This window comes from Bacillus sp. UMB0728 (assembly GCF_002858875.1).
GTDB classification, from domain to species: Bacteria; Bacillota; Bacilli; order Bacillales; family Cytobacillaceae; genus Bacillus_AB; species Bacillus_AB infantis.
On the sequence record NZ_PKLA01000006.1, the window covers coordinates 151,844 to 165,593 of the forward strand.

Consider the following 13,750-nt stretch of genomic DNA (forward strand, 5'->3'; position numbering starts at 1 on the left):
AATTCATTCAGATATTATCCTTCTGAAGTGAACCTTTTTCAGACAGAACCTTACAGCTTCTTTGCACTCATCCCCTTTTCGCATGTATTCTAATAATAAAACTAACCCAGTTGCAATTTTCTGTCTATTAATTTCCTATTTGCCGCTCTCTCCCCTCCTCTGGATGCAATAAGGTTAGCAGCCTGTCCGGACGGGAATAATACAATAGCCCAGCAGGCTCAAAGAAATAGAGGTGATCCGTAAATGCTATTTTTGGATAAGCAGCATGATCCGTGCCGCAATAAAGAGCTGATAGATAAGTTTAGCCCGGGGCTTGATACAAAAACGCTTGCCGAGGAGACAGACAGGCTGTTTAACGAGAGAAGAACCCCTTCCGGCCCGGGCCACAGCGGAAAAACGCCTGATTACGGCAAAGGGTTTTTCAAGAAATTGATTAAAGCAGCAGAAAACCTGATCCTGACCGCAGACCGGAATAATGAAGAGACCGATAGTACCATAGTCGATGAATCCGGCATTGCCTTCCCTCTCTGGAAAAAAAAGCTTGACCAGGAATATACCAGGCTATTCCATGCCTTAGAAAAAGAGGTTTGTGTTAAAGAATGCGGAGCAGCTGGAGATGGGATAACCGATGATACAGAAGCCTTCAGGCGGGCCATCGGCAGAGGCAAGGCAAAAGTCAGCATTCCGGCCGGCACCTATCTGGTGTCTGGCATTCAGCTCCCTTCATGGACTCTCTTGCAGGGGGAAGGAAAAGGCCTGACAGTCATAAAACTTCTTGACCAGTCTCCTAAGGCGGCAAGGCTGGTGACCAATTCAAATCACTGGAAAGGGAACCATCATATCCTTGTCCGGAACCTGAGCCTGGACTGGAACGTCGAAAGGCTCGGCAATGCAGCTAAAACCAGCACCTGGGGAAACCACTCCAGCTGCCTTACGTATGCAAACGTGATGTATGGATGGGTAAAAAATGTGGAAGCCATCAATCCCGGCCTTCACTGTTTTGATATTTCGTCCACACTCTATAACTACTCAGGAGATGGATACCGCGCACGCGGAGGCAGCCGCTATGTCTGGCTGGACAAGCTGAACGGCTATGGATTTGGAGATGACGGGATCACCACCCATCACAGCGACAATATACTGATCTCCAACTGCCATATGTGCGATCCAAGCGGCCGTACCCACAAAAAAGGCTTCTCCAATTCAAACGGCATTGAAGTGGATGATGGCTCAAGAAATGTCTGGCTCGTCAATAACTCATCCGCACGCTGCTTCGGCGGGGTTGAAATCAAGGCACATCATAATTCTTCAGCAGCCTCTGATGTCCAGATCATCGGCCACCTTTCCGTTAATGATAACCGCTCCTTTAACTTCCGCCACATCGGCCATCATAAAGCCGGCGATCCTGAATCGCAGACCGCCCGCAATATCAGGGCAACAAAGATAGTGAGCATCCACCCGGTGCATACAGACCTTTATGCGGGCTCTGCACCCAGGGGATTGGTCGTATCAGCTTATAAAAATGTTGTGATCAACCAATTCACACTGATAGGCGACCCTGAATATGACTATGCCGGCAATCCCATCATTGCCATCCAATACCGAGCGAGGAATGTCGTTCTGAACCGCCTGGCCATTCAGGGCTTTAAACAAGCAGGAGTGGATATTAAAGTGTTCGGCGGAGCTCAGCGGGCTGATCATGTAGAGATCAGCAAAGCCTCCATCCAAGGGTCTGCAAAGCAGGGAATCCAGATTGGCGAAGGCATCCGGCATGTCAGCGTTTCGGAGGTACGGGCAGAAGGAGAGAACGGCAGGTTCGGTCTGGCTGATAACAGTGAACATGCCAGTATTGAAGATGTGCACGCAGAAGGCTACAAAACCCCTGTATCTGTTGGAGGCAAAAAGCACGGGATGGCATAAAGCAGCAAATAAATCTTTCAGGGTTATTATTTTCAGGAACCGCATAAAGCTGAATCCAAAGCCCCTCTCCATCCGTAGAGTAGACAGCGAACAAAAAAGGAGTGGTTTTTATGTGGTTCCTCGCAGGTATACAGGTATTTGTTATTGTGCTTTTTTCTATTCTCGGATGGGCCATCCGCTATAAAAAGAACTACTGGCTCATTTCTGGTTTTGCCGGACGTCCCACAGCAGAGCAGGAGGAACTCATTCAGAATAAAATGCCCCAGAAAACGGGCGGCCTCCTGCTGGCGACGGCAATCGGGATGCTCATCCTTCTTCCACTTGCCTTTACGGGCTTCACATATGCAATGGAAGTCCAAATTGGCTTTATGCTTCTTTTCCTCCTCGGCGGCAGCATCTATTTGTCCAAGTTCGAAATTCCCCGCAAAAGAAAAAGAATGTATTGGTTCACCAGCATCCTCTCCTTCGTCGTGATTGGATTCATCAGCGCCCTTACCTATCTCGGCTATCAAAAGCCGGATCTCGCAATCACAGAAGATACGTTTGAAATAACAGGCATGTATGGGGATGAATGGCCAATTGAGAGTATTACGAAACTAGAACTGCTTGAGGAAATGCCGGAGGTTACCTGGAAGGAAAACGGCTTTGGCCTGTCAACCCTTGCAAAAGGCCGGTTTACGGTAGAAGGTTATGGAAGCAGCCTTCTCTTTATCCACAAAGAAGCCCCCTATATTTATATTGAAATGGGAAGAAAGCATATCTTCATCAATGGGGAGAACGAAGAACAGACTTTAAAATGGCATGAACGGCTGGCAAACAGTGTCGAGTAAATGCTGCCGGCTTTTTCTCAGAACAATGGCCGCAGGTTCCGGATTCTTCTCCGAACCTGCGGCCATTGCCTTTTCCTTTCCTTATCCAAACTCCTGGACAAGGAACAGCATAGCAAGGAGCCCGAGCACAAAAGCATAAGTTGGAATTTTCTCTTCCTTCCTTTCATTGCTGTCAGGGATCAGCTCTTTAAAGATCACAAAAAGCATAGCTCCGGCCGCAAAGCTCAGGCCATATGGAACAAGGCCATCCACCTTTGATGCCAGAAAGTAGCCGATCGTCCCTGTAACGATTTCGACCGCTCCCGTAAGAGCGGCAATCAGGAGGGATTTAATTCTTGAGATATTTTCTGAGAGTAAATAAATGGCGACCAGGAACCCCTCGGGGGCATTCTGCAGACCGATAGCCAAAGCAATGATCGTTTCGAGATTATCTTCGCCCGATCCGTAGCTCACCCCCACCGAAAGGCCTTCCGGCAAATTATGAAGCATGATTGCAATGACGATGATAAGCGTTTTTCTGTCGATGCCTGGATTAAAGCGTATGTCGCCGGCATCCAGCTCCGAAACCTTTGAATTCACATAGTTCAGTATAATTGTACCGGCAAGCATCCCTATTGAGAGCACCAGTAAATTAGAGGCCTTAAGTGCCTCAGGGATAAGGCTGAAAGCTGTCGCTGCCATCATGACCCCTGAAGCAAATCCAAGCAGGATGCACTTCATTTTCCCGTTAATTTTATCCAAAAACAGGATTGGAACAGCGCCCAATCCTGTTGCCATTGCAGATAGTATAATGCCAATGAAAGAATTGTCCATTTCAGCCCTTGCCTTTCCTCACCAATGTCCGCTGTCCTTTACTTCCCCCGGGTCGATTACTTCTCACCAGCACCGGAAATGATGGCTGCAGCAATCGATAATCCTTCGGAAATTCCCTTTACATAAGCTTCCTTCTCTTTGCTCCCCTTTTCGATAGCCAGCTTGATCTGTTTATCTTCATAGAGCTTTTTCTCATCTTCCAGAAGTTTGATGATCTGGTCGGTCCCTTTACCGTCCATGCTGCTCAGCTCCATTTCATGTTGGATGTTGGCCATATATTTCCCTGGATTACAGCTATTTTATTGAATCAGTATGAAGCAATTTTTTCAGGATTTTACCAATCATTACCCGCTTGCCACCCTTTTAAGCATGATTATTTTTGGTATTAATTCCCTTGCCCGCCGGAAAATATTTGGGTTTATGCCCGGGCTGGCCAGGCTAAGTAATGGATATACCAACACCACAGAAGGAGGATGAACAATGGAACATGTTAAGGCACTTCTCATTAAATTTGTGATGATTGCTGTTGTATTGGGCATTATCTTAACCGGCTTTTTTGATGTAAGTCTGACCGATTCCCTGCTCATTAGTGTGGTTCTGACCATTCTGGCTTATATTGCCGGCGACCTGTTAATCTTCCGTACAACAGGAGACCGTTCAGACCAGGGAAAAAGAAATTTGATTGCGACTATTTCAGATGCGGTGCTCGCATTCCTGGTTATCTGGTTCATGGGAAATAACCTTGTTGCCAATGACAGTGACATCATCATCGCTTCTATCATCAGCGCCATCGTCATTGCAGCAGGAGAATGGTTCTTCCATAAATACCTGGACAGCCATGTTTTCGGTGAAAAGCATAGAACAGATGCATATTAATTAAAATAAAGAGTCCCGGGGCCATTTCCCGGGACTTTCTTATGCTGGCCGAGCCTACTTGAATTTAATAACAGCCGGAGATTTGTCAAGATGATGGAAATACGGCCCGCACAAACCTGTCTCATGTGTTCTGACATAGGTCCAGCGAAACTGCCTGTCTGTTATATACACATCTTCCTCTCCCAGCAGATCGCAGGTTTGAAGGGCAAAGGCATCATCGAGAATCAGAGCCTTGTCGCAATGTTGGTAAAAAAGATAGCAGCCTGCTTTTTCTGCCCGGCTGAATGCCGCATCCGCACTGTCCCCTTCGAGACACTCCGCTTTCTTCCAGCTGAAGAGATGCCAGAGATATCCGCACGCTCCGTCCGAATCGTGCAGATAGACGCCCGCCTTCTCAGCAGCGCTCAGCCCTCCTGCGAAGCTATATTCCCATTGAAAACGCAAATAGGCGCCCCAAGCCTGAAGCTCAGTCACCCGAATATTTTTATTCAGCAGCTTTTGCACCAAGTCCATCATCTTCGCCGCCTCTCATTCTATCTATCAACAATGGAAGTTCTTTTAAATCATCAATCTTCCACTTCACAGCCGTATTATTCCAGTTTGAATCCCTCTTCCATACAGCTTCCATTCCGCACCTCTTTGAGCCTTCTATATCGTTAACCGGATGGTCTCCGACAAACACACTCTCATATGGAGAAACGCAGAGCCTGTCCATAGCTCTGTGAAAGATTTGCGGATCCGGCTTGCTGATGCCCTCCCGCTCCGAAATCAGGATCACTCCGAAATATTCCTCAACCTGAAGAGCCTGGATACTCGCCATTTGAAAACCCCATCTGCCATTCGAGATAATCCCCATCTTTATCTGCCTGTCTCTCAAATCAGACAATGTTTCAATTAGATGGGGAAACGGAACACAGCTTTGGTGGAAATGATTAAGATAATCCATTAAAAGATCTTCAGCCGCAATCCCTTGGAAAGTGAATTCCGCTTCCATCTGCTGATAGACTTTATATTTCCAGACATATCCCCGGGCATCCAGTTCTTTGAATCTATTCGTGAACACAGCTTGAGGGATGTGGCTGAGTTTATCGTAATATCTCTGATACTGCTGAATTGAGAATTCTTTTATAGAAGCATCACGGTCCAGCAGGGTCCCATCCAGATCAAAGAAAACAGCTTTCATTACAGCTCCTCCCGATTACTTCGTTCCCCCATTTTACATCCTTTTCTCTAAAGTGGATATATTTACTTTAATTAATTGGGAAAAGCTGCCTGGCAGCAGCTTTTGCACAACTACAATATTTCCGCCCATCCTTTATTTAGTATATACACACCAAAGCAGGCATAAATCAACATGGCAATAAAAAGAAGCCAATAACCCTTTGTATTTGTTCTGATTGGGGTCCGGTAGGCTCTTGGGATAAAAAACTCGCCCACAAACCCCATCAGGCGGAGGAAAAGCCAATAAAGGGAATAAGAGTCCCAATAATCCCAGCCATTGCGAAACCTTATAAAGCCCGCATAATCCTTTAAAAGGACTTCAATGGAAAACACGGCTGTGATACTGATAAAAAAGAAAGGAAAAGTGTTTTTTTCAGGTCTGTACCTAATCAATAATATTGCCAGGAAACTGAAGCTGACGGCTGCTGCCGGCAGAACCTCTTTCATTGGCAGAGCATAGCGGTAAAAGCCCATCCTGAAAAACATTACGCAGAATAGTGCGGCAGTGAGGCTGCTCAATATGAACATAATCCCATAGCGGAGAGTGTTATACCTTATCAAATATAGACTGCCTGCACCGGTAGCAATCAGAACGGTCCATAAAATGGCGTAATGGGCTGCTGTGTGGCTCATATTGAATGCTCCTGCCGTCATGTGTCTTAATAGCCGTTAGTGTCCCGCACTATCGGAATATCATACATGCATCTTCCCCATTTCTCTAGAAGCAACAGCCCATAGCTTATTGGAATTCAGGAAAAAAGTCCGCTGGGCAGTAAGGGCTTTCTTTATGATTAAATAGGCTCTGGTGCAAGAATGGTGTCCAGAGATAATAAACCAAATTTTATATTTTTTCTGAAAAATCTGTTGTTTTTATGCATAAAAGTGTTAAAATGTTTCATATTCCAAAAGCAATCAACAGGAGGAGAACAATAATGGCTACTTTTTTTGGAGCACTAGTCCTGCTTGTACTCGGCTACGTTTTTTATTCTAAATTTGTGGAACGCGTATTCATCATTAATGACAGCACTCCGACACCTGCATATACGAAAAGGGACAATCTCGATTATGTACCGATGAGCTGGTGGAAGGGAAACCTGATTCAGCTCTTAAATATAGCTGGCCTCGGGCCGATCTACGGAGCGGTGGCCGGAGCCTTATACGGTCCTGCAGCCTTTATTTGGATAGTGGTAGGAACAATTTTTGCAGGAGGCGTCCATGACTATTTTTCAGGCATGATGTCCCTCCGCCATCAGGGAGAACAATACCCTTCCCTTGTCGGCCGTTATCTCGGACAAACCGTTAAAACCATTATCAGCGTCGTTTCGCTTGTATTGATGGTGCTGGTGGCAGCCGCGTTCACCGCCGGCCCCGCCCAGCTGATCGCCCAGCTGACACCTCTCAGTTTTACGGTCTCGCTGCTGATTATTTTTGCCTATTTCCTGCTGGCAACCATCCTGCCGATCAACCGCGTTATCGGGAAGATTTACCCTCTGCTCGGCGGCATCCTGCTTTTCATGGCATTGGCAATCGGCATTTCCTTACTTTTTTCCGGTAAAAGCATCCCCAACCTGACATTGGAGAACCTTCATCCAGGGGAGCTGCCGATCTGGCCGCTATTGATGGTCACCATTTCATGCGGAGCCATTTCAGGATTCCACTGTACGCAAAGCCCGATTGTCGCCTGTACGATGAAAAAAGAATCAGACGGCCGCAAAATCTTTTATGGCGCCATGGTTACTGAAGGCGTCATCGCCCTTATCTGGGCAGCAGCCGGCATGACCTTTTTCAATGGAACAGCCGGCCTGGGAGAGGCACTCGCAGCAGGAGGCCCATCCGGAGTCGTGAATGAAATCTCCACCTCCCTTCTTGGGACACTTGGCGGAATCCTGGCCATTCTTGGCGTTATCATTCTGCCTATCACCACGGGAGATACGGCACTTCGCTCTTCCCGTATGATCCTGACTGAAATCTTTGCCAAATTCTTTAATATGGAAAGCAAAATCAAGATTCTTCTGGTAACCGTGCTGGTTGCAGTGCCGGCTCTGTTCCTGGCAACCATTGACTACACTTTCCTCTGGAGATATGTGGGCTGGACCAATCAGGTGGTTGCTACCGTCATGCTGTGGACAGGCACTGTATACCTTCTGAAGAACAGCCGCTTTCACTGGATCTGCGGGGTGCCGGCCCTGTTTATGACAGGCGTCGTCTGCACGTATATTTTTTACGCACCGGAAGGATTGGGGATGGATTACCGGCTGTCCATGATCATTGGCTTCTCGCTGGCGGCCGCCGTGCTCGCCTGGTATATCAGCCAGATATTCAAATACCGCCAGCTGCGGGTGAACAGCAAGGATTTCCGCGCGGCATAAACTACAAAAAGGGCCTCGGCCCTTTTTTGTTTACTTCAATAATTCTTCGATCATATCGTCATGAGAGAATACCAGATGCGGAGGAATATCCTGCCTGATGGACTCAAGGCCAAAATGATAGCTGTTATGTTCGTCCTTGAAAATGACAGGCCGGATACTCTCCTGATTTCCTGGCAGACGCTCTGCCAGCCTGGCGGCAAATGCAAACTGCGAAAGCATATCTTTTGTTCCTAAATGGAAGATTCCCTTCAGCCTGTTCTCCATCATATAACTCACCGCCCTCGCCAGCTGCACATCCGTTAAATGATTGCATGCCAGATGAGTGTAAGCCTCCATCCCTTCCTTCTTCTGAAGCGCATCTTTAAGATGGCTTAACCTTTGAGATTTCTTCCCCCATATTGCAGGAATCCGGATGATCGCTGCCCTCTCCCCCAGAACCCCCTGCAGCATGCTTTCACACCGGATCTTAAAACGGCCATAATCGGTCTGTGATTGAGGCATATCATTCTCGTTATGGTGCTTTGAAAAATCCCCATCAAAAACATTGGCTGTTGAAAAATAATAAAGCATGGAGTTTCCATCCTTCATTGCTTCCGCAAGCTCCTGATGGAACTTCAGCTGAGCGGAAAAGTCCCCCCTTAAGCAGGAAACCGTGATATCCGGCCTGATGGATGAAATCAGGCTCCCTGCAGCACCAGGGTCACCGACATCAAGCTGAATGTCCCTCTCGGACACAGTTCTATTCACCGCAGAATGATAAGTAGCATAAATCTTAAAATCCTCCCTTACCTGTTCCGCCAAAGCTTTTCCTATAAGCCCGCTGGCTCCTAAAATGAGCAGTTTTTTCATAATCGGCCTCCAATCATTTTCCTGGACATATGCTTAACGTTTTCAAGGTGAAAGGAGATACGGGATACACCATGTAATTTTTTCCAAATTAAACTATAATATTTATATCCTAATTTAACAGAAAGGCAGGTACCAGTGATGAAACAGCCCCTCCTTACGCTGGTTACTCTCATACTCATTTCTGCAGTTCTTGCCGGATGTGAAAAAGAGGCCGATGAAGCAACTAAGCCGGTCGTCTCATCCTTCAAAAATGATGGCGGAAACCAGAATTTCAACATTGTCCATGCACAGTACCTCTATGAAGATTATCTGGATAATCTTGAACAGACACCACGCCAGGAACGGCAGGCACTTTATGAAGAAAAAATTCTTAAGCCTATTGAAAAGGAATGTTTTACAGACCTTGATTACCCTCATATGGCAGAGGAAATCCAGGATTATCAGGTGAACAAATTTCCAGGCACCCTTAAAAAAGTAATAAATTCAATGAACAAAGAGCGTTTGGACTCCCTGATTAAAGAAGCGCTCGAAAAATCTTCTGAAATTCTCCCATCCACTAAAGACATCAATGTGTGCATTTTTCCGACAGACAACACAATGGTTAAAACCATGGTGGCCACCGGTGCAGGCAGGATTATTTTTTATTATAGTGATTATAATTCTTCTGATCGCATGATCAAAAGTTCAATATCCCATGAATACCATCACAGCACATGGACAGAGCAGCATTTTGAGAGTTCTCATCAGAATACAGTTTTGGACAACCTTGTTTTTGAGGGAAAAGCCGTCATGTTTGAAGAAACAGTATATCCGGGAATGACCAGCCTCCCCCTCGATACAAAGGCAGCTCCAGTTTTCTGGAATAAGGTGAGAGACGACCTCCATAAGGCTGACTTTAGCCGATCACTTGAAGTGCTTAATGGCGGTGGCCCCCTTCCCCTCCATTACGGCTACAGCGAAGGATACAAAATCGTGAAAGCCTACATTGAAGAAACAGGCAGCACCGTCGAAGAGTGGACAGCCGCTTCGCCTGATGAAATATTGAAAAAAGGCAGATACATAGAAAGATATTATCCAAAGGAGGAAGCTGAATCATGAAAGATTACAAAGCAGTGGAATTTAATGAAGCAGCAGTCATCATCAAGGAGACAGGCCTGCTGCCGCTGGCTCCCCTCATTCCGGGATACCCGGCGCTCAATACCATTACGGATCCTGTAAGCTGGCATGCAGGGGGAGATTCAGACCCTTGGACATGGCGGACCCGGTTTGCGGGGGAAGGGATTGCCGCTTACGGAAAGTTCATCAGTAAAAAGGCAGTTTTCATTTCAAAAGACTGGGTACCTCTTTTTCTCGCTGTTCTGGGAAAAAACGATGGGCCTGAAGAAAGATACCATAAGGGGGAGCTTTCAAAAGAAGCGCTGACTCTGTACAGCCTTATCCGCTCACAGGAAGGAATTGATACACGCCTTTTGCGGAAAGAGGCGAACATGCTTGGCAAAGAGCACAAAAAGGCTTTCGACCAAGGATTGCAGGAACTGCAGGGAAGCATGGATATTGTCATTTCCGGAATAAAGGAAAAACAAAATGAAGCAGGGGAAACGAACGGATGGAACAGCACCTCCTATGAAACGATGGAAAGCTGGCTGGAGAAAAACGGGATTGAGCGCCTCGCTATCAGCAGAGAGGATGCCAGAGAAAAACTATTGCAGCATTTCTCCGGTTTCTGCCCGGACGAAGCGATGAAGAAGATTTCAAAAATATTATCCTAAAATGGTGAAAAGCCGAAAACTAATCATTCATAGTTTCCGGCTTTTTATTAATCTGTTCGTCTAAAGCTCGGGGTTAGCCTTAAGACGTGTTTGCAGCGGTTGAATGTGAGTGGTTTAGAATCAGAGCGGTGCTTGAATTTACCGATTGAAGGATTCATTCACTTAAAGCCGGTGTTTTTTTGATTATTTCCTGACTTTTTCTACCGAATCGGCAAAATCACACGCAAGCAGCCCTTCTTTTCTCTCTCACCAGCCCCTGCTGGCACCTCCGCCGCCGGATGAGCCTCCCCCGCCGCCGCGTGGTCCGCCTCCGCCGCCTCTTCCTCCGCCCCGCGAAATGACAGAAAGAAGAATATAGGTCAGTGTACCGCCAAAGAACATGAAATCCAGCACAATGACCCCGACGATAATAATAAATAATAGCCAGGAAGGAATGCCTGTGCCCTGCTCTCCTGCAGGCTGTGCTGTACCCTGGCCCTGGCCATACTCCGCTGCGGCTTCGCCGGCAAGTGCTTTATATGTGTCAAGGACAGCCTGCCCCGGCTGTCCGGCCTGGAGCAGCGGAATCGTCATTTCATCAAGTATCCTTCCGGCTTTGCCGTCAGGTATCCGGCCCTCCAGCCCATAGCCGACTTCAATCCGGGCTTTTTTGTCCTTCATGGCAAGAACAAGCAGGACGCCATTGTTTTCTTCGGCACTGCCGATTGCATATTGCCGGAATGCCTGGTTCGCGTATTCCTCAATTGGCCTTCCCCCGGTTGTTTCCACTGTCAGGACTGCTACCTGGGCAGTGGTCCGGTCTTCAAGAGAGCGCCCGAGGGCCCGTATTTCATTTTCCTGCTCCAGGCTTAGGACATCTGCAAAATCCTGGACATATATATCCCCGGACGGGGCGGGAATTCCGTTTTCTTCAGCGTGTGCTGCGCCTGCAGAGATGAACAGCAGGAGAAGGGCCAGAACAAAAGGGAATGCCCGATGCCGGATCATTACTCATTGCCCCCAAAATCAACTTCAGGCGCTTCTTCGGCAGCTGGATCGGCCCGGAAGTATTCTTTCTCATCAAAGCCGGTCACATTGGCAACAATCGCACCGGGGAACCTTTTAATTCTTTTGTTGTAGCTTCCTACCTGCTCATTATAATCCTGGCGTGCCACCGATATCCGGTTCTCTGTTCCGGCAAGTTCATCCATCAGCTGCGTAAATTGCTTGTCCGCCTTCAGATTCGGGTAGTTCTCGACCACAACGAGCAGCCTGCTCAATGCATTTGAAAGCTCGGTATTGGCCGTCGCTTCTTCTTCCGGCGTCCTTGCGCCTGCCAGCCTCGCCCTGGCATCAGAGATGGATTGGATGACTTCCTTCTCATGTGCTGCATATCCTTTGACTGTATTAACGAGGTTTGGGATCAGATCCAGCCTTCGCTGAAGCTGGTTCTCGATCTGAGAATACGCTTTGTCCACATCTTCCTCGGCATTTACAAATCCATTATAGCTGGATCCCAGCATCATAAAAATGATGACTAAGGCTACAACGGCAATCGCTATCCCTGCAAAACCCTTTTTCAAGTTGTCCACTTCCAATTCATAGATGATTTATCTGCTTGAACATTATTTTTCCTTCTTTTCCGGAAAGCTAAACTTTCAAGAAGGGAATGAAAGATGGCATTTTCAGGATATAACTTTCCAGCTTATAAAAAGAAGCAGCCCCCTTCAGGACTGCTTCTTCATATCTCTTTTGATGAAAATGGCAGCAATAATTTAATGCCGCGCCTGTTAAAAGGTAAAAACTTCATATCGGTGATAAGATGGCTCGCATAGGCAGCCATGCAGGTCTTAAAGACTCCTTCTATCCCAAGGGAGCTATCGAGCTGATAGGCAATCACCCCAAAGAAAATCAGGCCAGCCGCTGAATGCGTGTAGGTCCTATGGGAGACAAATGATGCTGCAATGATGTATATGCCCAAAAGCAAAAGCCAGCTTTCCTGAAGAGACAAGCCGCCGGCCGCTATCCCGATTCCTGTAACCGTCAGCATCCTCCTCTTCGTGATGAAGGATGCCAGGATTACAATGGCTGCACCAGCCCCCATTCCGAGCCAGCGCTCCTGATCTCCTCCTTCAAGAAAGCTGTACAAACACATCAAAAGCCCTATCGTCTGGGCAATCGAGCGGATTGCTTTATGTGATATCGTAATTTTATTGCTGAGCTTGCCGTCGATATCGGCATCCGGCAAGAGGGCTGAAGCTGTGCCGATCCCCACTAGTACAAGAGTTTCCGCAGGGCTTGATTGCACGGCATTTGCTGCCATAAATCCAATGACGGCCCCGACTGTCATATGCGCTGTTCCGTTCATGCTGTCATCCTGTCTTTTTTTATAAGTTACTTATTATACTAGCATAATAGAACATATGATTGCATAGGGAATTAGTCTTTTCCAGGAAAAATATAACTTCATTTTTGATAAATAAATTTACAGCTTTCATTCTTTTAACGTATATTTAGAATAGTATAATTATGGCCGGGCCAGACTTCGCAGCTTCTATTTCCCACCTCCCTCGGCTGAATATTTCAAAGGAGGAGGACATGACAATGCTAAAAGATACCCGAACCGGGCTAGTGGTTTCAAGGAAATTCGATGCGCCGCGCGAGCTTGTATTCAAAGCATGGACAGAAGCAGAGCACCTCAAGAACTGGTGGGGCCCAAAAGGTTATGCCATGAAGGTCACCATGCTGGAACTCCATCCAAAAGGAATGTTCCACTATAGCCAAAAGTCTCCCGAAGGATATGAAATATGGGGCCGGTTCATCTTTGATGAAATTTCTCCTCCGGATAAGCTCGTATTTATAAATTCATTTTCAGATGAAGAAGGGAGTGCTGTCCGCGCTCCTTTTAATTCCGGATGGCCTCTTGAAGTGGTCAATCATGTAGGCTTCCTCAGTTCGGAGGATCAAACCGAGATAGAGCTGTTCGCGTCCCCTCTAAATCCTGAAGAACATGAGCAGCGCAGCTTTGAAGCTGCACTTGATGGTTTGCACCAGGAATACTCCAGCACCTTCAGCCAGCTGGATGAATACTTAAGGATGATTAAATAATCTGTCATTCTCCCCA

The 13,750-nt window shown here is 47.0% G+C and carries 16 protein-coding genes; 7 read left to right on the forward strand and 9 right to left on the reverse strand.

Annotated features, from left to right (window positions below; translation table 11 throughout):
* The first annotated feature begins 243 nt into the window (after window positions 1-243).
* The gene (locus CYJ37_RS22260) at window positions 244-1,920 is read left to right on the forward strand and encodes a glycosyl hydrolase family 28-related protein (protein WP_009792372.1); all 1,677 of its coding nucleotides are present in this window, start codon (window positions 244-246) and stop codon (window positions 1,918-1,920) included.
* Between the two features lie 110 nt (window positions 1,921-2,030).
* Entirely contained in the window at window positions 2,031-2,750 is a 720-nt protein-coding gene (locus CYJ37_RS22265) for a DUF3784 domain-containing protein (RefSeq protein WP_101551955.1), read from the forward strand.
* A gap of 81 nt (window positions 2,751-2,831) precedes the next feature.
* Here the strand turns inward: CYJ37_RS22265 and CYJ37_RS22270 are convergent, their stop codons facing one another.
* The gene (locus CYJ37_RS22270; protein WP_101551957.1) at window positions 2,832-3,563 is read right to left on the reverse strand and encodes a ZIP family metal transporter; all 732 of its coding nucleotides are present in this window, start codon (window positions 3,561-3,563) and stop codon (window positions 2,832-2,834) included.
* A 56-nt stretch (window positions 3,564-3,619) separates the two neighbouring features.
* Complete coding sequence (locus CYJ37_RS22275; protein WP_009792375.1) at window positions 3,620-3,838, reverse strand: hypothetical protein; 219 nt, start codon at window positions 3,836-3,838, stop codon at window positions 3,620-3,622.
* 205 nt (window positions 3,839-4,043) lie between these two features.
* Between CYJ37_RS22275 and CYJ37_RS22280 the strand changes: the two genes are divergently transcribed.
* A complete protein-coding gene (locus CYJ37_RS22280) occupies window positions 4,044-4,439 on the forward strand; it encodes a DUF2512 family protein (protein WP_009792377.1) in 396 nt (131 codons plus the stop codon).
* Window positions 4,440-4,493: 54 nt separating this feature from the next.
* On the opposite strand, the gene CYJ37_RS22285 is transcribed toward CYJ37_RS22280, so the two are convergent.
* From CYJ37_RS22285 to CYJ37_RS22295, 3 genes are all read right to left on the reverse strand, one after another.
* Window positions 4,494-4,955 carry a DUF4275 family protein gene (locus tag CYJ37_RS22285; RefSeq protein WP_257964288.1) on the reverse strand — a complete coding sequence of 154 codons (462 nt, stop codon included), beginning with the start codon at window positions 4,953-4,955 and terminating at the stop codon, window positions 4,494-4,496.
* Window positions 4,924-5,622: an HAD family hydrolase gene (locus tag CYJ37_RS22290; protein WP_101551961.1), complete on the reverse strand. Its 699-nt coding sequence runs from the start codon at window positions 5,620-5,622 to the stop codon at window positions 4,924-4,926. Before CYJ37_RS22290 ends, CYJ37_RS22285 begins: the two co-directional genes overlap by 32 nt.
* A 110-nt stretch (window positions 5,623-5,732) precedes the next feature.
* Window positions 5,733-6,293: a CBO0543 family protein gene (locus CYJ37_RS22295; RefSeq protein WP_101551963.1), complete on the reverse strand. Its 561-nt coding sequence runs from the start codon at window positions 6,291-6,293 to the stop codon at window positions 5,733-5,735.
* Between the two features lie 299 nt (window positions 6,294-6,592).
* Between CYJ37_RS22295 and CYJ37_RS22300 the strand changes: the two genes are divergently transcribed.
* Entirely contained in the window at window positions 6,593-8,029 is a 1,437-nt protein-coding gene (locus CYJ37_RS22300; protein ID WP_101551965.1) for a carbon starvation CstA family protein, read from the forward strand.
* Between the two features lie 30 nt (window positions 8,030-8,059).
* Here CYJ37_RS22300 and CYJ37_RS22305 read toward each other — a convergent pair whose 3' ends face one another.
* Window positions 8,060-8,878 (reverse strand): sugar nucleotide-binding protein, encoded by an 819-nt coding sequence (locus CYJ37_RS22305; protein WP_101551967.1) that lies wholly within the window; start codon window positions 8,876-8,878, stop codon window positions 8,060-8,062.
* 138 nt (window positions 8,879-9,016) lie between these two features.
* On the opposite strand from CYJ37_RS22305, the gene CYJ37_RS22310 reads away from it, so the two are divergent.
* Together CYJ37_RS22310 and CYJ37_RS22315 are read left to right on the forward strand one after the other, a co-directional pair.
* The gene (locus CYJ37_RS22310) at window positions 9,017-9,976 is read left to right on the forward strand and encodes a DUF2268 domain-containing protein (RefSeq protein WP_101551969.1); all 960 of its coding nucleotides are present in this window, start codon (window positions 9,017-9,019) and stop codon (window positions 9,974-9,976) included.
* Window positions 9,973-10,647 (forward strand): AlkZ-related protein, encoded by a 675-nt coding sequence (locus CYJ37_RS22315; RefSeq protein WP_101551971.1) that lies wholly within the window; start codon window positions 9,973-9,975, stop codon window positions 10,645-10,647. Before CYJ37_RS22310 ends, CYJ37_RS22315 begins: the two co-directional genes overlap by 4 nt.
* A 246-nt stretch (window positions 10,648-10,893) precedes the next feature.
* Here the strand turns inward: CYJ37_RS22315 and CYJ37_RS22320 are convergent, their stop codons facing one another.
* The 3 genes from CYJ37_RS22320 to CYJ37_RS22330 form a co-directional block, all read right to left on the reverse strand.
* Window positions 10,894-11,634: a TPM domain-containing protein gene (locus CYJ37_RS22320; RefSeq protein ID WP_101551973.1), complete on the reverse strand. Its 741-nt coding sequence runs from the start codon at window positions 11,632-11,634 to the stop codon at window positions 10,894-10,896.
* Entirely contained in the window at window positions 11,634-12,209 is a 576-nt protein-coding gene (locus tag CYJ37_RS22325; protein ID WP_094768056.1) for a LemA family protein, read from the reverse strand. The genes CYJ37_RS22320 and CYJ37_RS22325 overlap by 1 nt, the downstream gene beginning before the upstream one ends.
* A gap of 158 nt (window positions 12,210-12,367) precedes the next feature.
* Window positions 12,368-12,994, reverse strand: a complete 627-nt coding sequence (locus CYJ37_RS22330) for a metal-dependent hydrolase (RefSeq protein ID WP_009792389.1) — start codon at window positions 12,992-12,994, stop codon at window positions 12,368-12,370.
* 230 nt (window positions 12,995-13,224) lie between these two features.
* On the opposite strand from CYJ37_RS22330, the gene CYJ37_RS22335 reads away from it, so the two are divergent.
* Complete coding sequence (locus CYJ37_RS22335) at window positions 13,225-13,734, forward strand: SRPBCC family protein (protein WP_101551975.1); 510 nt, start codon at window positions 13,225-13,227, stop codon at window positions 13,732-13,734.
* The last annotated feature ends 16 nt before the right edge of the window (window positions 13,735-13,750 follow it).